Source organism: Microcoleus sp. F10-B2, assembly GCF_036704965.1.
In the GTDB taxonomy this organism is placed as follows: Bacteria; Cyanobacteriota; Cyanobacteriia; order Cyanobacteriales; family Microcoleaceae; genus Microcoleus.
The window spans coordinates 12,059-31,363 of record NZ_JAUBTB010000046.1; the positions used below are offsets into that span (position 1 = coordinate 12,059).

14 protein-coding genes are annotated in these 19,305 nt (G+C 45.9%); 7 read left to right on the forward strand and 7 right to left on the reverse strand.

Annotation, left to right across the window (positions count from 1 at the left end; all coding sequences use genetic code 11):
* Window positions 1-68 precede the first annotated feature (68 nt).
* Complete coding sequence (gene rlmB / locus QUA99_RS18610) at window positions 69-1,469, forward strand: 23S rRNA (guanosine(2251)-2'-O)-methyltransferase RlmB (RefSeq protein ID WP_333239741.1); 1,401 nt, start codon at window positions 69-71, stop codon at window positions 1,467-1,469.
* Between the two features lie 168 nt (window positions 1,470-1,637).
* Window positions 1,638-1,916, forward strand: a complete 279-nt coding sequence (locus QUA99_RS18615; RefSeq protein WP_333239739.1) for a DUF1816 domain-containing protein — start codon at window positions 1,638-1,640, stop codon at window positions 1,914-1,916.
* Window positions 1,917-2,013: 97 nt separating this feature from the next.
* On the opposite strand, the gene QUA99_RS18620 is transcribed toward QUA99_RS18615, so the two are convergent.
* The 3 genes from QUA99_RS18620 to QUA99_RS18630 all read right to left on the reverse strand — a co-directional run bounded on the left by QUA99_RS18620 (window position 2,014) and on the right by QUA99_RS18630 (window position 4,874).
* The gene (locus QUA99_RS18620) at window positions 2,014-2,850 is read right to left on the reverse strand and encodes an alpha/beta hydrolase (RefSeq protein ID WP_333239737.1); all 837 of its coding nucleotides are present in this window, start codon (window positions 2,848-2,850) and stop codon (window positions 2,014-2,016) included.
* Window positions 2,851-2,906: 56 nt separating this feature from the next.
* Window positions 2,907-4,208, reverse strand: a complete 1,302-nt coding sequence (locus tag QUA99_RS18625) for a serine hydrolase (RefSeq protein ID WP_333239736.1) — start codon at window positions 4,206-4,208, stop codon at window positions 2,907-2,909.
* Window positions 4,209-4,418: 210 nt separating this feature from the next.
* The gene (locus QUA99_RS18630) at window positions 4,419-4,874 is read right to left on the reverse strand and encodes a helix-turn-helix domain-containing protein (RefSeq protein ID WP_333239734.1); all 456 of its coding nucleotides are present in this window, start codon (window positions 4,872-4,874) and stop codon (window positions 4,419-4,421) included.
* Between the two features lie 1,528 nt (window positions 4,875-6,402).
* On the opposite strand from QUA99_RS18630, the gene gatA reads away from it, so the two are divergent.
* Together gatA and QUA99_RS18640 are read left to right on the forward strand one after the other, a co-directional pair.
* Window positions 6,403-7,863, forward strand: coding sequence for an Asp-tRNA(Asn)/Glu-tRNA(Gln) amidotransferase subunit GatA (gatA, locus tag QUA99_RS18635; RefSeq protein ID WP_333239732.1), 1,461 nt, complete (start codon window positions 6,403-6,405; stop codon window positions 7,861-7,863).
* A gap of 118 nt (window positions 7,864-7,981) precedes the next feature.
* Window positions 7,982-9,040 carry an alpha/beta fold hydrolase gene (locus QUA99_RS18640; RefSeq protein ID WP_333239730.1) on the forward strand — a complete coding sequence of 353 codons (1,059 nt, stop codon included), beginning with the start codon at window positions 7,982-7,984 and terminating at the stop codon, window positions 9,038-9,040.
* Window positions 9,041-9,148: 108 nt separating this feature from the next.
* Here the strand turns inward: QUA99_RS18640 and QUA99_RS18645 are convergent, their stop codons facing one another.
* A complete protein-coding gene (locus QUA99_RS18645; protein ID WP_333239728.1) occupies window positions 9,149-9,892 on the reverse strand; it encodes a pentapeptide repeat-containing protein in 744 nt (247 codons plus the stop codon).
* Between the two features lie 569 nt (window positions 9,893-10,461).
* On the opposite strand from QUA99_RS18645, the gene QUA99_RS18650 reads away from it, so the two are divergent.
* From QUA99_RS18650 to QUA99_RS18660, 3 genes are all read left to right on the forward strand, one after another.
* On the forward strand, window positions 10,462-11,112 hold the full coding sequence (locus QUA99_RS18650; protein WP_333239726.1) for an ATP-binding protein: 651 nt from the start codon (window positions 10,462-10,464) through the stop codon (window positions 11,110-11,112).
* Window positions 11,113-11,409: 297 nt separating this feature from the next.
* On the forward strand, window positions 11,410-11,748 hold the full coding sequence (locus QUA99_RS18655; protein WP_333239724.1) for a DUF3593 domain-containing protein: 339 nt from the start codon (window positions 11,410-11,412) through the stop codon (window positions 11,746-11,748).
* A gap of 325 nt (window positions 11,749-12,073) precedes the next feature.
* Complete coding sequence (locus QUA99_RS18660) at window positions 12,074-14,164, forward strand: serine/threonine-protein kinase (protein WP_333239722.1); 2,091 nt, start codon at window positions 12,074-12,076, stop codon at window positions 14,162-14,164.
* Here QUA99_RS18660 and QUA99_RS18665 read toward each other — a convergent pair.
* Genes QUA99_RS18665 through QUA99_RS18675 form a run of 3 tightly spaced genes read right to left on the reverse strand, consistent with a single transcriptional unit; the run spans window position 14,141 to window position 19,173 of the window.
* Window positions 14,141-15,739: a helix-hairpin-helix domain-containing protein gene (locus tag QUA99_RS18665; protein ID WP_333239720.1), complete on the reverse strand. Its 1,599-nt coding sequence runs from the start codon at window positions 15,737-15,739 to the stop codon at window positions 14,141-14,143. The genes QUA99_RS18660 and QUA99_RS18665 overlap by 24 nt on opposite strands.
* On the reverse strand, window positions 15,732-16,511 hold the full coding sequence (locus tag QUA99_RS18670) for an LAGLIDADG family homing endonuclease (protein WP_333239718.1): 780 nt from the start codon (window positions 16,509-16,511) through the stop codon (window positions 15,732-15,734). Before QUA99_RS18670 ends, QUA99_RS18665 begins: the two co-directional genes overlap by 8 nt.
* A gap of 1 nt (window position 16,512) precedes the next feature.
* A complete protein-coding gene (locus QUA99_RS18675; protein ID WP_333239716.1) occupies window positions 16,513-19,173 on the reverse strand; it encodes a DNA polymerase III subunit alpha in 2,661 nt (886 codons plus the stop codon).
* Window positions 19,174-19,305 lie beyond the last annotated feature (132 nt).

Consider the following 19,305-nt stretch of genomic DNA (forward strand, 5'->3'; position numbering starts at 1 on the left):
ATCAAAAATCGAAAATCGAAAATCGAAAATCGAAAATCGAAAATCGTTTTGACTGCCACAAGAAACCCATGAGAAAATTTACCAAACCAAACTCCTCGCGATCGCATTCCGACAGCAAGCCCTTCAAAAGCGAAGGCCGCCGTCAGGACTCAGAACCATCGTCTCCCCGTTTTGAACGCAAGCCCCGTCCCGACACTGGCGGAATAGACGCGCCTCAAAAAAGATCGACCTTCTCCCCCCAATCCCGAGAAATGCCCGTGCGAGCAATTTTCAAACGGAGAGTCGATTCCGACAGCCAACCGTCCCTTCGCAGGAATAATCCTTTCCAAGACAGAGACAGTAGCCCGCAGGAATCCCGGGGCAATTATTACCAAGACAGAGACAGAGACAGCAGCCCCCAGCCGGTCCGCAACAATTTCACAGACAGAGACAGAGACAGAGACAGCAGCCCCCAGCCGGCCCGCAACAATTTCAGAAACAGAGACAGAGACAGAGACAGCAGCCCCCAGCCGGCCCGCAACAATTTCAGAGACAGAGACAGAGACAGAGACAGCAGCCCCCAGCAATCGCGGGGCAATTATTACAAAGATAGAGACAAAGACAGTAGCCCGCAGGAATTCCGGGGCCACCATTTCAGAGACAGAGACAAAGAGAGAGACACTCGCCCTGTTGACAGTGCCTCGAATACAGTCGTGCAACCAGACACAGACACAGACATGATTTACGGCCGCCATGCGGTGCAAGCAGCTTTAGAAACAAACCAAGTGCTCAACCGGATCTGGGTTGTCCCGCACCTGCGCTACGATCCCCGCTTTCACAGCTTGCTAACCGAAGCCAAGGCCAACGGCAGCATCATTGACGAAGTTGACGATTTGCGCCTCGACTACATCACGCGCAAAGCAAACCACCAAGGCGTAGCAGCTCAAGTATCAGCTTACGAATACCTGGATTTGAGCGAACTGATCGCGAAGGCTAAGTCTGCTTGCGAAGATCCAGTAATTGTGGTAGCAGAAGGACTCAACGACCCCCACAATCTAGGGGCGATTATTCGCACCGCAGAAGCATTGGGATCTCAGGGCATGGTGATTCCGCAGCGGCGGGCTGTTGGGATTACCTCGGCAGTGAGAAAAGTGGCAGCAGGAGCATTGGAAAGCCTGCCAGTGGCAAGGGTTGTCAATCTTAACCGGGCGCTGGAAGAATTGAAAGAGGCTGGATTCTGGATTTATGGCACTGCAGCAGGCGTCGGTCAATCGGTAGAGACAGTCAAGTTCTCAGGACCCACTGTTTTAGTGGTGGGTGGTGAAGCTGACGGTTTGAGCCTTTTGATACAGCGCGGTTGTGACGGATTAGTTTCAATTCCTTTAAGGGGCCATACTCCTAGCCTTAATGTCTCCGTAGCCACGGGGATGGCTCTATACGAAATTTACCGCCAGCGCGGGCCCAAAAAGTTTCACGTACACGGATCGTAAGGGTAATTAGCCCCACCTCCTAAAGCCGGGGGTTTCTTGCCCCCCAAGCTTCCCATCTTCGGTGATTGAAAAAAAGAATGCAACACAGTATAACAAAGTGTGCATAACCAAGGTCTCGGCCTTGCCTGCACCACTCTGAAAAAACCGTAAAATACATTACAAAATCACATGAAAGAACTCTTGATTAGCTTGCTCAACTTCTTCGGATTGGCTTGGTGGGTTGAAGTTAAAACTTCAGCGCCGCGGTGCATTTACTATTTTGGCCCGTTCTTGACTTCTCAAGAGGCCGAAGGTGCAAAAGCAGGATATGTAGAAGACATAGAAAATGAAGGTGCAGAAGGTATTAGTGTTTCGATTCACCGCTGCAAACCTATTACTTTAACGGTGGCAGATGATTTGGGAAAGCTTGGTGAGGGAGGGCTGTTCCCTGTTTTGAGCGGTCAGTAGAAGCAGAGGGAATTTTGAGTTGGGAGTTTTGAGTTTTGGGTGGTAAATCCAAAACTCTTGACTGTTGGGCATAAATTGCTTCTGACAAACTAAAAACTCAACACTCGCAATTGTCAACTGCTTCGGGGAAACATTCAATCCAGCGATCGATGTCTGCGAGTACCCGATCGGGAATTTCCCAAGGGAACAAGTGGGCTGTATTTGGATAGCACTGCCACTGACATTCGTGGAGGTGGCGGGCTGTTTCTAAACTGGATGCCGAGGTGATGTGCCGATCGGCCTCTCCGGCGAGCACCAAGCAGGGACATTGAATGTCGCCGAGGTGCAGTAACTGATCGTATCCGGCCCTCAGAGCGGTATTTAAAGCCTTGGTGGCCGTGTTGGAAGTTTTGAGGTAGGCGGGGGTACCTGCCTGTGCTAAGTAGCGGTAAGGGGTGGCGTTATGCTGCTGTATCAAGTAGCGAAAGAGCGATCGCCTGCCAAAAGTATCGATATTCCACTGCCAACCGGGTATCGCCCAATTGATAATTCCGGCTAAACCTGTGTAAAGGTTATCTTGCCAAGAGATGGGAGGGTGACTTCCTCGCGGTTTGGCGGCGGACGCGAGTAAAATCAAACCGGTGACTCGCCCTGGATATTTCATGGCTAATTCCAGGGCTAAAATCCCTCCCAAAGACCATCCGAGCACCAAACACCGATCGACTCCCAATCTGTCTAACAGTGCCTCTAAATCGAGGAGGTGGTCGGTCATTTCAAAGAAAGTTGAAGTGCGGCTGTTGCCGTATCCGCGCAAGTCGGGGGCGATCGTCTGGAACCGCTTTGATAAGTGTTCTGTGAAGACGGACATACAATCGCCGGAACCTGGATGACCGTGCAAGCAGAGAATCGGAAACCCTTCGCCTTTGACGGAAACGCTTAGTTTTTGATGCGCCATTTTTTAACTGTTTGGGGGGTGCGTCGTCCCCCGCTATAAATTGTGTGTTCCAAGCGTTAAAAGCTGGGATTATTACTAATGTAATCGGCAATTTTAGAAATAGACTGGCGCATTTGCAGATCGCTGCTGCGGGTGTCAATCACAGTCATCACATAGGCTTCGCCATCAATGCTCATCGCTAAAGTTGTGCCCAGAACCAGGGAATTTTGGCCTGTTTTTTCGCCCAACCACTGAGCTTTAGTTCCTTCCAAGGCGGCAAATCCCAGAGCGCGATCGTACTGGCGGTTGAGAGTTTCTATTAATAGTTTAGCACCGGGTGTTTCGCCGTTGTAAATTTGCACCATCATTTCGGTGAGTTCGTTAGCAGTCACGCGGTTGCGACCCGAACCGGGGTTGGAGGGCATAATCTTTTCCCCCATTAATTTGAAATTGACGCGGGTGACTTCATAGCCGCGATTATCTAAAAATTGATTGATGTAATCCGAACCCAAATAATCGATTAGTTGATTGGTGGCAATATTGCTACTGCGATCGATCATTTCTTCTAACAGTAGCTGTAGCGGGTAATTGCGATTGGAGGTAATCTTTGCCGATGCGTCTTCGGTAAAATTACCGCGACTGACGAATACTTCCTGGTTTAGACTAATTTTTTCTTTTTCGACTTTTTGCATCAGGGCAACAGCAATCGGCAATTTAATTAAGCTGGCCGGACTGACAGGAGGCACATCACCCCGGAGGTTTACGCATTCTCTAGAAAGGTTGCAAACACCGATCGAAGCTTTCTCAGACAAGCCGCTTTCCCGGGCAACCGCAGCCAAAAAATCAGATTTTGCTTGCTGCAGTTGAAAGGTTGCTGCTGTTAAATTTTCCCGGTATTCTTGAGTTTTTGAGGCCGTGAGGGAAGCTAAAAATGAATATTGAGGGACTTCCTGCAAGTTGTTGAGGGCCTGGTTCCACAAAAATTGAGTTTGCTGTGAAGATTCGATCGACTTATTTTGCTGCCGTTTAGTTTCTACGGCTCGGTTGGCTAAACGGACTGCTTGCTGTAAGTTATCGTTAGCCCTCTGTTCTACTAATATTTGAGCTTCCACCGCTTGCAACTGCTGTAGCAGTTGTTCTTGAGGATTGGCGGCGAGGGGAACTAAGCGCGAGAGCAGGGTTGGTTCTGGCGAGGGAGAGGAGGGTTGTTCTAATTCGGCGATCAGCCGATCGCGAATTTTGTAGAGTTCGTCTAGGGAACGCGGGTTTGATGATTGAGAGAATGAACTTGCGATGGTTAACATCTGAACCAGTCCAATGCCGAATACTACTGCCGCCATCTTGTTGGCGATCGACAAAAAACGCTTGAACTCTCGCATATTCAACATCCTCAACACAACCAAATTCAATATAAGCAGCTATTGTTACAGGAGTCAAACGATTTTAGATTTTAGATTTTAGATTTTAGATTACAGAACAAATCTACAATCTACAATGTGAAATCGGAAAGTTAGATCGCGGCAAAATAACCAAAATAAAGGGAGCGATCGCGTGAAGGCAATCAACCCCCTCTAAATATTGCAAACTATCTACTTTTTGCGCCGCCGCCGCCAGTCAGCACCCAACCGCTTGAGGTAATCCCAGCCGCGTTGGGGCCAGACATGAGCGCTATCGGTCTTTTCGGCAATCCAGCGAGCTACTTTGGGGCCTGTCCAGTCTCCGCCGTCGGGGGCAGAGCCTTGCAGCGCTTGTCGCAGTTCTTCTTGCTGTTCTGGATTCAGCAAGGATTTTGCAGGAGGGGGCTGACGGTCTCCGCTGCGGTTTCTCACAGAGTCTGGCCCTTCTCGGTTGTAGCGCTGGACAATTTCTTTGGCGTAGTCGTAGTTGAGGCCTACGACTTGGGCTGCTTGTTTGATCGTCCAATTTCGGGAAACTAACAGCAGCAAGTGCCAGCGGCGCGACTCTGTGGTGTTTTGTGCCTGCCGGTAGCGAATTTTGAGTTCCTCTGCCGTCAGGTGGGATTCTAAGTGAGCTTTAGGTGGCATTCCTCCAACGGGGCATCGGGAACTTCTTACCATATATCTTTGGTTTTGGGGATAATTCCGGATGAAATTTTGAGGCTGGGGATCGTTGGGGCAAATGCGTAGCTTTTTTGGTCGCAGATGCACGGAGTTGAAGAAGGGCTGCTGTTTTTTTGCATGTGTGGAACAAGAGGCGTCCGCGTGGCTGTGAGCGTTCCGATCCGTCGCAACTCCGACAAGCTGCGATCGTCCCGGCAGCTAAACCTCTGACCAATAGGCTACAGTAAGCGCGATGCTCTTTTGTTCCGATCGATGAACGGGCGATCGACCTTTTTTGTGAACTGCAAATTTCTCACAGGCTTTTTGGCTCGTCCCCCAATCAACGCCGATGGGAGAATGTCGATCGCTATTTTCTCCGATCGCGCCGCAGCCATTTATTCAATCGGATAACTGATAACTTTCAGTAATTTTTGACTAAAATAGTGTTCTTCATAATCTAGCCATAATTTTTTTTGAATTTGCAGCCAGAAGCTAATACCTTCTTAGGATCGCGAATTAAATAATTTACACTCTTGAAAGTGGGGTGGGATCTCGTAGCCCGCCCTTTCTGGACGGGCGGGATGGGCCCATCCCACAAGAACATCACGCATTGTAAGTTATTTAATTCTCATTCCTTATTCATAATTCTCTATTTCTTCTTCTGTTGGTTCTGGGGTGTTAGGCGGGTAATCCCAGTTAAAACCTGCTAGATATGCTTCTGAATATGCTTGAAAACGATCGAATATCGAGAAAATGGTAATTTTTACCGTTCAAAAATACCAATAAAATCTGGACATATTACTCATATATATAGCCAAAAATATCGGTAATTACTTTAAGGTTGCGGTGATTTTTTTCTCAATTTTTATTTCGCTCAGTAAACTTATGCTTTACACCATTTATATTTAAGCTTAAAAATCAATTGTTTTTAACAAAGATATGTCTGGCAAATGTTTGAATTGTGCCGCTTTGATTGGAAAATTTTAGTGGGAAACAAGTAGTATTTTTTACTATAAACAATCGACGGTTTGCGAGTTTTTATTGAAGGATTTGATCGATATTTGTTACCTCAGTCCCTGGACATTGCCGAGGTTATATAAAATCCGGTTAGATCCCAATAATACCGAGAGTGCGTGCGAGAAGCTCGCGAGATAAACCTGAGCGCTGCTTACATCCGAAGAAGATAGAACTCGCGAGCTTGCACTCCTATCGCTGCACTCGAAAGATTATGATTCCGATGCAAGCAAAAGCGATATTAATCGTTGCAGAGTTAGGGCATAGTTCTCTTTTTTAAAGAGTAGGTGAAAAAGTCGATCGCTATTTTGTGTCCGGTGGGATTTTGGGAATTTAATCTATTGTATATAAAATGACCGATCGCGCGTTAGCTGAGCCCTCTTCGAGGCTCGAACTTTCGCCACAAAAATAGCAGACTTTGCCTTCGGGCTGTAAGCAGGTACAATTGCCAGCTATATTAACTGTATTGTCTCAAAGTAGAAATAATAAAGGTAAGAGCATGGCATCCATCCGCGAGTTGCACCGACAACTGGTCAATAAAGAACGCTCTGCTGTGGAAATTACTCAAGAAGCATTAGACCGAATTACCCAGCTAGAGCCGAAGTTGAAAAGCTTTCTGTGCGTGACGGCAGACAGAGCATTGGCGCAGGCCCATAGAGTGGATGCTCAAATCGCAGCCGGAGAGCAAATTGGCCTGTTGGCCGGCATCCCGATCGCCGTTAAAGACAATATGTGCACCGAGGGCATTCCCACAACCTGTGCATCTCGGATTTTGGAGAATTTTGTGCCTCCCTACGATGCAACAGTCGTCTCGAAACTCCAAGCAGCCGGTGCGGTGATTGTGGGTAAGGCGAATATGGACGAGTTTGCAATGGGGAGCTCGACAGAAACTTCTGCTTATCAAGTTACCGCGAATCCTTGGGACTTGGAGCGCGTGCCCGGAGGGTCTTCTGGCGGTTCTGCCGCAGCGGTAGCCGCTGGAGAATGCGTCGTGAGTTTGGGTTCGGATACTGGGGGATCGATCCGCCAACCTGCTTCTTTTTGCGGTTTGGTGGGCCTGAAACCCACTTACGGGTTAGTTTCTCGCTACGGTTTGGTGGCCTATGCTTCTTCTCTCGATCAAATCGGGCCCTTTGGCCGGAGTGTTGAGGATACGGCGATTTTGTTGGGGGCCGTCGCCGGTTACGACAAGAGAGATTCTACGAGTCTGAATGTTCCAATTCCTGACTACGCCCAAGCTTTGAGACCCAGTTTGCGACCTAAGGGTCAGATTAGAATTGGTGTAATTAAAGAAACTTTTGGTGTAGGGTTGGACTCGGGGGTTAAAGAAGCCGTTACTAAGGCGATCGAACAATTTCAACAATTGGGCGCAGAAATTCAAGTCATTTCTTGTCCCCGGTTCCGCTACGGTTTGCCCACTTACTACATTATTGCTCCCTCAGAAGCTTCGGCGAATTTGGCGCGATATGATGGAGTCAAGTACGGTTTCCGCTCTCCAGACCCCGATAATCTTTTGGATATGTATGCCAAAACTCGGTCTCAAGGGTTCGGCGCGGAAGTTAAACGCCGGATTGCGATCGGCACTTACGTATTGTCGGCGGGATATTACGATGCCTATTATCTAAAAGCTCAAAAAGTTCGGACTTTGATTAAAGAAGACTTTGAAAAAGCTTTTTCTCAAGTTGATGTTTTAGTCTGTCCCACTGCCCCTACTACCGCATTTAAAGCAGGCGAAAAATTTAACGATCCCCTGAGTATGTATTTGTCAGATTTGATGACTATTCCGGTGAATCTTGCTGGTTTGCCAGCTTTGAGTTTGCCTTGCGGATTTGATGATAAAGGAATGCCGGTGGGCATACAACTGATTGGCAATCTTTTGCAAGAATCTCGCCTGTTTCAAGTGGCTCACGCTTACGAACAGTCTACGAATTGGCACTTGCACCACCCGGAATTGGATTAATTTTTGAAAATCGGCGGAATACGGCGGCGGAAGTTAGTAATCGATCTTGGCTAATTGTCTGAATTAATCATTGGCCATTAGCTTTTGACCGATCTCTAATTTCCCGCGTGCTCTATCTATGAACAAGTTGCTAGTATTCCTTTGGTCTAAATCGGTTATAGCTTTTGGGATAGTTTTGGCGGTCGCTTATTCCGCTGCTTGTGTATTCCTCTTTGTAGCCCAAGGTAAGTTTATCTTTTTTCCCGCGCGGGCGATCGAAACTACGCCAGATGATTTTCAGTTGAAATATCAAGATGTTTGGCTGCCAATTCCAACTAAAACAGGCGCGGTGGAAAGCGTTCACGGGTGGTGGATTCCTGCCTCGGAAAATCCCCCCAGCCCCCCCTTAGCAAGGGGGGGAGCGAGAAAGGGAGAGGCTGTTCCCTCTGTTAACACCGCAGACTCGGATACCCCCCCCAGCCCCCCCTTGCCAAGGGGGGGAGCTAGAGGAGTCGGAACGTCCCCGCAAAGTGAGAGACGGGCAGTCGCTCCGGTTCCCCCCCTTAATAAGGGGGGGTTGGGGAGGGTAGTTTTGTACCTGCACGGCAATGCTTCAAATGTGGGATCAAATGTCGAACACGCTCATCGATTTCATGGGTTAGGTTTGTCGGTATTTACGATCGATTATCGCGGTTATGGAAAAAGCCAGGGCGATTTTCCCAGTGAATCTCAGGTTTATGAGGATGCTCAATTTGCTTGGGATTATTTGGTGAAACAGCGGGGGATTAACCCGAATCAAATTTATCTCTACGGTCATTCTTTGGGAGGGGCGATCGCGATCGATCTGGCAGTGCGCCACCCGGAGGCGGCGGGGTTAATTGTAGAAGGCTCTTTTACTTCGACGCGGGCGATGGTGGATTTCCAAAAAGGCTTGTTTTGGATGTTTCCGATCGATTTTTTGCTGACACAGCGGTTTGATTCTCTTTCAAAAGTCGATCGCCTGCAAATGCCCGTGCTGTTTATTCACGGCACTGCTGACAGTGTAGTTCCAGCCCAAATGAGCAAAAAACTGTTTGATGCAGCACCTGAGCCCAAACAGCTTTACATAGTTCCTGATGGAGGTCACACCAATGTGGCACAGATCGGGGGCGCAGAATATCTGCAAATAGTGAGCCAATTTTTAGGTTCTTCAAACTAGATAAAAGCTGTTGGCGGTAACAGGTTCAATTTGATATCTGTACCGCCAGATCGCACTTTTTTCTAACAGTACATATCTGAAACAGAGCAGTTATCGCGACGAGACTGCTTAGTAGAACCTTAATACATTCAGCCACCAGTCATTCAAGGCATAGCAGTAATTGCAGTAATTGTTCGTGTTTATCGCTTGTTCTTTGTTAACTTCGCAGCCTCGCCGAGATGTTTTTTGGTTCGGCATCCGGGCGCCGCAGAGATTGGCATCTGTGAGATTAGCTTTGTTCAATCTCGCATCCCTCAAGTCGGCCAATCTCAGGTCTGCACCGCTAAGATTTGCACCGCTTAAATCAGCTTCTTTCAGGTCTGCACCGGTCAGATTTGCACCGCTTAAATCGGCATTTCTCAGGTCGGTTCGAGTTAGTTTAGCGGCGCTCAAATTACTGCATTTTAAGTTAGCCAACTGGAGCGATGCGTCTCGCAGAAAACTCTCGCTGAGGTTAGCATTTTCTAAGTTGCCTCCCCTGATGTCGGCCCTGCTCATGTCGGCTTTGCTGAGGTCGGCGTTTGCCAAAAAGGCGTTTCTCATGTTGGCGTTGTTTAAATTAGCTTCCATTAAGTCAGCCGCAGTCAAGTCGGCATCAACTAAGTCGGCCCTGTTGAGAGTGGCGCGGCTCAAGGAAGCGCCAAACAAATCTGCACGGCTCAAGGAAGCGCCAAATAAGTCGCATCCGGGACATCCTCTGGTTTCTAGCAGCCGCTTGACTAGAGACAGATTTTGAGCAGGTAAGGGAAGTGCGGCGCAAAATGGGAGTAGCATTATCGCTGCCGTCAGAATTTTCAGTTTGATTTTGGTCATAGTCTTGGTAAGTCCTGTAACTGCCTTTCATCACCGATTTGTCTGCTGGACTTACGCGCGGGGGACCAAAAACCCGGTTTCCTCGTTAATTCCTCGCTGTCAAACCCAATATTCTAAGCAGAAACAGAGTTGTTTGCGTAAGTCCTAGTCTAGTGGATGGACGTGACTCGACGGTGTAAGGTTCGATCGCCCTCACGGATATTACTTACGGCTTGGGGATGAGATCGCTTCCAGCTCCCAACGGCCCGAAGCCGGCGCTGAATACCAGGGACTCTGGAGTTTGCGACGGCTGGAACAAGTGGCTGACTCCGACAGCGGATAAGTATTTGTAATCGATGCAGTTGGATTTTGCTGCCGAGGGCGATCGTTCTCCGTACAGGCGATCGGTAAATAAGCCAATTAGCTTAGACTCTTAAGACATATTGCTGATGCGCTGCCTTCTCTAAAAAAGATACCATTTTCGTGTGATCCCCGAAATAATACCGAGCAAGCAAGTATAAAAAAAATACCAAATGTCTCGGCGGGTGAGAAAATAGGGTACAGCTAATACTTTCAGACGAGGAAAATAGATGTCGAACAGCATAGATCAACTTGCAGAAGGTGGCAGGGGGATCAAACTCATGTGGCAGATTGCAGACGAGCTCAGTTACACCCGGACTTTCGACGGTCGAAACTGTTTGTCGCTGAGCAAAACTTATGAAGTAGAAGGTCGCAATCGATCCCAAAATATAAAAAAGGCTAGCGTTTTAGAGGGGTTAATGAATTTATTAAACACCTGGGATTGGCAGACTGAAACACAGCAGCAAGAAGAGCTGCATGAAAGTTGTGTTCAACACATTAGCCTGCAAGTCAATACAGATGTCAATGCTTTAACTAAAGTTTTGTTGTGGTTTGAGCAGTTGAAAGATTTATCGCTCCCCAATGAGGTTTGGTGTAAGTTTCAGTTGGCGTTGGCTGAAGGTTTCACTAATGCAGTTCGCCACGCTCACAAAAATCTGCCAGTAGAAACTCCTTTGCAACTCGAAATTAGGGTGTTTAACGGACGGTTGGAACTCAAAGTTTGGGATTGCGGGCCGTGTTTTGATTTTGATGCTAAACTCAAGGAAATTAGGGCAGCAGATAGAAATAACGGCTTGGATTTAGAGGTTTTGAACGATGCTTGCTTGATGCCTAGCAGACAAAAAACTTTGGAACCGTCTCTATTTCTAATTGCTGGGTAGCTTGGGAGTGAGGGAAAATTAACAGACTGGCACGGTTAAAAATGTGTTATGTTAAAAACGGTGTTAGGGGAAAAGTTACGGGTTTTGTCTCCGCGTGGGTGAGGGGTTTTGAATAATGCCGACCTGCTGCGGCTTGGGTTAAGAGCTATGGTCTTGGGTGATTCTATAGCGGTTCGATAGAAACGGGTGCATCTGTCTAATTAAATATTAAAAACTCAACATTTAAAGTTAAAAATTATTCACACTAATTTTTGAGCTTTTAATTTATCATAGTATCTGGTCGCTCACCAATTACTAATGATTTCCAAAGAAACTTTATTTGTTCTGTCTCTCTTTCCCTACTTGGGATTTCTCTGGTTTTTGACTCGATCGGGAAAAACACCCCGTTTAGCTCTGATGGGGTTTTACGGGACTCTCGTTTTTGTAGCGGTGACGATTCCCGCCGCAATTTACGCAAAAGTTGCCTACAACGAGTCACTGGCAAATGTCGATTGGCTGCACGGTTCTGCGGAACTATTCTTAACACTTGCCAATATTTTATTAGTTTTAGGCTTTAGAGAAGCGGTGATTAAAGCCAAAGCATCCTCACAGAAGGGCGGCGAGGAGCAAGGGTGTCTTTTAGATGGGGGAGAATAGCCGGGATCGTCTCAGTTTGATATTTACTCTCCGCATAAATGCTCCAGAATAGCCGTAGTTAACAGTTAACGGTTGACATACCAGTTTGCGATCGGCCAACCTGCCAAATTTTAGGAAAGCATTACAATATATGGAAACTCACATCAAGCACTTCTAGTGTCGTCACCTTGGTTTCTTGCCACGGGATCAACCTGAGATCCGAGATTTTGGGTTAAGAAAGCCAGTTTCTCAGGTATTATCGAGAATGGTGCTCTGGACGTGAGTGGAAACAGACTACCATGTTGCTAAGTTTAGCTGTGGTGGGAATCTCCAGGCCGGAAAAAAGATGAGCTATTGCCTCAATCCCCATTGCCAAAAGCCGCAGAATGCTGACTCAACCAATTTTTGTCTGGCGTGCGGCTCTAAATTGCTACTGAAAGAGCGTTACCGCGCCATTCAACCTATCGGTGAAGGAACATTTGGCAGAACTTTTTTAGCTGTCGATGAAGATAGGTTGAAAACTCGCTGCGCCATCAAACAATTTTTCCCCCAAGTTCAAGAAAAGGCCGAATTAGAAAAGGCAACTGCACTGTTCAAACAAGAAGCTCACCGACTGCACGAACTCGGAGAGCACCCGCAGATTCCAAGTTTGCTGGCTTCTTTTGAACAAGCCAAACGTCTGTATCTTGTGGAAGAGTTAATCGAGGGAAATAATTTGTTTCAGGAGTTGCAGCAGCGGGGAGCTTTTAGCGAGGAACAGATTTGGGAATTGTTGATCAATTTGTTGCCTGTTTTGCAATTTGTTCACGAGCAGCAGGTGATTCATCGGGATATTAAGCCGGAAAATATTGTGCGGAGAACTCCCCAAACTTTGTGGGCAGCAGCGGGATATGGCACCTCAACTCCTGGTAAAGAAAAAGGAGGGGTAAATTTACCTCAATCTTCTGGTGGTATGAAAGGGATAATTGTCGCTGAATCTCCTGCTGTACAGGGGAAAGCCAGGGGGGGTCAGTTTGTGCTAGTAGATTTTGGAGTTGCTAAGCACATTACCGGCCTTTCTGAGGCGCAAACTGGGACGATAACTGGAACTGCTGGCTATGCGCCCATCGAACAAATTCGCAGCGGCAAGGCGTATCCGGCGAGCGACCTTTACAGTTTGGGTGTCACCTGCATTCACCTGCTAACTGGGGCGGTATTGAAGGATTTGTTCGATGCTTTGGAATGCAAATGGATTTGGCGATCGCACTTGGCGCAAAAAGGCATAAAAGTCAGCCAAAAATTAGCAACTATTTTGAACAAATTGCTCAAAGATTCGGTACGAGAGCGATATCAATCCGCTGCTGAAGTGTTGCAAGACTTGGTAAATTTTGGGCAATATCCCCGCTCTCAAATCAGTTATAATTCGCCAACTAAAATAGCTATTAATTCGCCAGTAACTAACTCGCAGCCCAATACAGCAACCGCCGTCTCGACCGCGCCGCCCCAGAAGATTCATGTTGTACCATCCGCTAACAATCCGACATTATTGCCGTCTAATAACTGGCGGTGCGATCGCATTCTCCACGGTCATTCAGCCCCGGTTAATGCTGTGGTTATTAATCCTCAAGGTAATATTCTCGCTACCGCCAGCGACGATAAAACAATTAAGCTGTGGGATCTGCAAACAGGTGAATTCATCCATACTTTTTTCGGCCATTCCGCAACGGTTGATGCTGTGGCAATCAGCCCAGACGGGAGAATGATGGTTAGCGGCAGTTTTGACAGAAAAGTTATTGAGTGGAAGCTGGATAAAAAGGCGATGATTCGCGAATTTTACAGCGATTTTGGTTCGCCGTACAGTCACCGATACGGCTCCGTGTACTCGGTGGCTTTTAGTTGCGACTCTGGAGCGATCGCGAGTGCTAGCGGGGACCAGAGTATTAAATTGTGGAACCAGCGCAACGGAGCATTGGTTCAAAAACTGTCGGGACATTCTGACAAGGTTTTATCTGTTAGTTTTCGGCCTCAAAGTATGATGCTTGCCAGCGGGAGTGCTGACAAAACTATCAAGATGTGGCTTGTAGGTATTGGGGAGAGTATACGGACTTTTGTCGGTCATTCAGATTGGGTTTATGCGATCGCATTTAGTCAAGACGGCAAGATGATTGTCAGTGGAAGTGCCGACGCTACTGTTAAACTGTGGAATGCCGATACAGGGGAATTGATTAATACTTTGAGGGGGCATTCTGATGCGGTGATTTCGGTGGCGATTAGTCCAGATCGCGAAACTATGGCTAGCGGCAGTCGAGACGGTACGGTGAAACTCTGGAACCTGGAAACAGGAGAATGTTTGTGCTCTCTTGCTGGGTACAATCCGGTGGCTTTTAGTCCTGACGGTCAAACTTTAGTCACCGGTGGGGATGGCGGCGAAGTGTTAATTTGGCGGGCGTCTGTTTAGTTGGGCGAGATAAGTGACATACTGGTGAAGGCGATCGGTGTTAGTGTCAAGTAAGCGACTGGCCCAAGAATGTACATTAAGTTGCGATCGCATTTCTCGAAACACCGCAGCATCCCCGCGATTGCCTAGAGGAAAAACCAAAGCATCAAATCCAGCCGACTTGAGACGGCTAACAGTTCCCTCGCCATCTTGCACCCACAATTGAGGGCTAATACGAAGCGGTTGACAGGAATATTCACCGACAACAATTCCCCCCACAGAAACGCTAGCACCTTCTCCACGATTGGAAAGTTCTTGTAAAATCGCTTTGAGAGAATTAAGTTTTTTCCCGTCTTGTACTTGCTGCGGTGTAAGCTTGACAATCACCATTTCTAAAACTTCCACAGGTTTTGTCGATCGTACAACGTTGACTGGTTCCGCCGGCCAAGGGTTGTTTATTTCCGGTTCCGCCCTCTCGATTTCCTCTGCAACCTGTACTGTTTCAACCGGCTTGGCAGTGTCTACAATTATCTGAATTTCCTCCCCATCTTTCTCAATTTTTCCACTAATCAGTAAGATCGCATTCTCTAGAATGTAAGGTTTCACTTGTTCGTAAGCCTTGGGGAACACCACAGCTTTTATTTGAGCTGTCAAATCTTCTAATTGCAAAATTGCCATCGCATCGCCTTTTTTAGTCACTACCATTTTGATAGCGCTGAGCATGACAATAACTGATACTTTACCCTTTTTCTCTGCTAACTGTTCGAGAGTCACCACATCGGGGTCTTCGTTTACTTGCATGAGAAACTTTAGGGGATGTTCTGATACATAAAAGCCAAGCAGTTCTTTTTCTAAACGCAATTTATCCTGTTTTTCATAATCTTTTACTAATTTAGATTTCGGTGCCGACTCATAGGTATTGACTGACTTGCCAAAGCTATTCGCACCTAACAAGTCAAAAAGATTACCTTGGCCGCTTTCTCGGTCTCTTTTGCGCTCTTGGGCCCATTTAATCACCCCTTCGAGGTCGTTTACTAATTGATGACGGTTGTTTTCAATTTTATCAAAAGCACCGCATTGAATTAAAGCTTCTAGAGCGCGGCGGTTCACAGAATGGAGATTTACGCGATCGCACAAATCAGCCAGCGATTTAAACTTACCACCTTCCTGCCGCGCCGCCAAAATATTTTCAATTGCCGCTTCTCCCACATTTTTCACCGCCGAAATCCCAAACAAAATTTTATCTTTTGCGGAGCCAGTCATCTGTTTGGGAAGCGGTGTAAAAGTAAGTTCAGAGCTATTAATATCCGGCGGCTCAACCTCAATACCCAGCTTGAGACAATTGGCAATATATTTCTGTACTTTATCCTGATCGCCCCTGTTAGCAGTCAGCAGTGCAGCCATGTATTCTAGAGGATAATTCGCCTTTAAATAGGCCGTTTGATAAGTGATATAGGCATAGGCCATTGAATGGGATTTATTAAAACAGTTAGATGCCACCAAACTATTTTCTAGGATAAAGTTATGTTCTCGTTCAACGCCAATGTCATAGACTTCTTGAGTTCCTAGTGATTTTCGACTAATAATTTTAACCATGTTTGTAACTCCTGAGAATAGCCTCTATTTTAGTTTTATTTCGTTGCAACCCCAATCGAGGATACTGATACACAAAATCATAGAATGCTTGTATATTTTTTCGACTAAAGATTCTCCAATAATAAACTTTTTTTAATTGATGCTCTTGTACAGAACCCATCCCTAGGTGCATTGCTAGTTCGCGGGCAAATTCAAAGGAACCAACAATGCAGACTAAACCGCCACTTCTACCTTTGTTTGCATAAGCACAACCGTCACCGTCAAAATAGCCTAACACATAAGACCCTAAATATTTTAAGTTAGGGAAATAGGTAACTTCTGAAAAAGTTCTTCCTGTTATGATGCCGTAGCCCTGTAAAGAGCTTGCCAGCTTTTCTGAAGAAAAATTTATTCGGTAGTGAGGAGCATAATTTTGAGGCTGAACAATTCTAATCTCACCAGAGTATTGTAGCTCTATGCTGAGCATTTCTGTGAGTTCTTTGTCAATAGATTCAAAAGCTACATAATTAGTTTGAGTAACGCAGCCATCAGCAGCTATCAATCCTAATAAATAAGCTTTAACTTGAGAGTCAATTACATCAAAATAGCTCTCATTTAAAGTATAGCGGTTTCGCCGCTTAGTATTAATGTCCGCTTCTTTTAAAACCCTTAAAACTGCTCTCTCGCTCACACCAAGGTAGTTAGGAATGTCTCGACACTCCATGCCCTGATTAAAAGCAGAAATGATTTGTTCCTTGTGTTCCGATTTTAGCTGCCTGTAGTCGAGATACATTTTATATATCTGAGCTAGAGTTGATTTGTTTTAAGTCTAATCCTTGTTCAAAGATTTCGTCAATGGGCAGCATTTGACCGCCAACAGTCATAAACTTGTGATCTTTTGTGGCGCGAATTATCGAGCCATCTTCCAGACAATACTCAAAGACCTCCTGCTGCCCCCGGCGATGCCACTGTGCAATTGACTGTGTATAAATATAACCGTTGCTATCAACACTATAAACAGTACATTCAATTTTTTCCTCAACGATTTTGCCAATAGCCATCGGCCCATATTCCACCGTCAATATCTTCGTGTCATAGCTCAAGCAATATTCCGCAAATTGCAGCATCTGCGCGAACAACTTTTCAGCAATTCTTTGACTGACTCCATTCTTAGTTGCACCGTCGATAAACGTTTCTTTTTGCTTCTGCATTTCATCAGCTTTCTTCTTGCCCATTGCGCGCCGCAGCAAGTCAGCTTGACCCAAAGAATAGCCCGCCAAATCTTGAGCCATCCGCATAATTTGCTCTTGAAAGCAAAGCGTTCCGTAAGTCTCTTTTAAAATCGGTTCTAATAGCGGATGATCGTACTCAACTGTTTTACCGTGCTTGCAGTCAATAAACTGAGGAATCAAACCTGCATCCAGCGGCCCAGGTCGGTAAAGTGCCAAAATAGAAGAAATATCATCCAGACAGGAAGGTTTGAGTTTTTTCACTACATCCAGCATTCCAGATGATTCTAGCTGAAAAATACCTTCTAAATCTCCTCTTTCTAAAAGTCTATAAGTTTTATCTACATCATCGGGTAACTTTTTGATTCTGCCAAAAGTTTCTTGAGCTCTGCGCTCTATATCCGAAGGTAGCATTTCTGGATCGACTATTTGATTTTGGGTTTGCTTAATATAATCAACAGTTTTCTGGAGCGTTGTTAAATTTTTTAATCCCAAAAAGTCCATTTTCAGCAACCCCAAAAATTCCAAATCTTCCATGAAATATTGGGTAATTACAGCGCCATCATTATTCTTTTGCAGCGGTACAATTTCATCCAACGGCTCTGAAGAAATTACTACACCTGCCGCGTGAACTCCATAGGTCTTGTTGGTTCCTTCAATGCGAATTGCCATGTCAATCCACTGACGAACGGGGACTTCTGTCCCTGTTTCTTCATTAATGCAAATTGTCTTTTCATAGTTTTCTTTAAATTCCTGTGCAGGTGTGTCATCGGAAATCATCACTTTAAGTTTTTCCGGTTTTCCCCTGGACACGGGAATTAATTTTGCCATTTCGTCTGCTTTCTTGTAGGGAATACCTAACACTCTGGCAACATCTTTCAAAACAGCTTTTGATGTCATTCTGTTGAAAGTAATAATTTGCGCTACGCGGTCGCTACCATATTTTTCCGTAACGTATTTAATCATGTCGTCCCGCCTTTCTATGCAGAAATCGCTATCAATATCTGGCATAGATTTCCGTTCGGGATTGAGAAATCGCTCGAATAGTAGTCCGTGGTGTACGGGGTCTATATTGGTGATTTTGAGGACATAGGCAACTAGAGAACCTGCGGCAGAACCGCGTCCTGGCCCTACTGGAATATCGTTGTCTCTAGCATATTTTATGTAGTCCCAAACTACTAAAAAGTATTCCGAAAATCCCATCTGCTGAAGCATTTTCAGTTCGTATTCTAGTCTTTGTTTGTAGACGGGGGGGATTTCATTTCTGGTGCGGGCTTTGAGGCGTTCTAACAGTCCCAGCCAGGATATTTCTTCTACATAAGTATCGGCTGTATGTTCTGGGGGAATTGGAATTGTGGGAATTCGAACTTCTCCTGTGAGCTCGTATCTCGATACTTTATTTGCTACTTCTAAAGTGGTGTCGATCGCCTCTTTGATTGTTTCATCGTCCAAATGGTCTCGAAACAGTTGCGCCATCTCCTCTGCAGACTTAAGATATTCAGTACCGCTGTAGCGCATCCGCTTGTCTTCTTCAATCAGTTTGTTGGTGTTAATGCACAGCAAAGCATCGTGTGCTTCTACGTCGTTGCAGGAAATATAGTGAGAATCATTGGTGGCAATTATTTTAATCTTGAGTTCGCGGGCAATTTTGACGATTTCAACATTAACAATCCGGTCTTCCGGGGAACCGTGGTCTTGAATTTCTATATAGTAATCTTCCCCAAATACTTCTTTATACCATGTGGCTACTTCACGGGCAGCATCTAGCTTGTTTTGCAGAATCATTTGGGGAACTTCGCCGCCCAAACAAGCACTGGTGACAATTAAACCTTCGGAGTATTGTTTTAGCAGTTCTTTGTTGATGCAGGGTCTGGCAAAAATACCTCTTTCTGGCATTCCCTTTAAATGGGAAATTGTGGTGAGTTTGACGAGGTTTTTATAACCTTGGGTATTTTTAGCTAAAACAACTTGATGGTATTTTCTTCTACCTCTAACTTTTACTTCAATGTCGCCGTTGACGACATACATTTCATTGCCAATAATCGGCTTGATATTTTTATTTCGGCAAACTTTGATTAGCTCGATCGCCCCGTACATCACCCCGTGGTCTGTAAGGGCGATCGCGGGCATCCCCAATTCCACCGCCCGTTCTGCGAGCTGTTGTAGCTGAGAAGCCCCATCTAGTAAGCTATAATCGCTGTGAATGTGCAAACCAACGAAGGACATAGGGATTTAAAATATAAGATTTGAGAATTTAGATTTTACACCATCGGCGTGTCAAAGCGTAAAATAAAAAACAAAGCTTTATATCAATCTTGAGCTGGTTTGAGCTGGGGCTTCTAAAAGTGCAAAAGATGA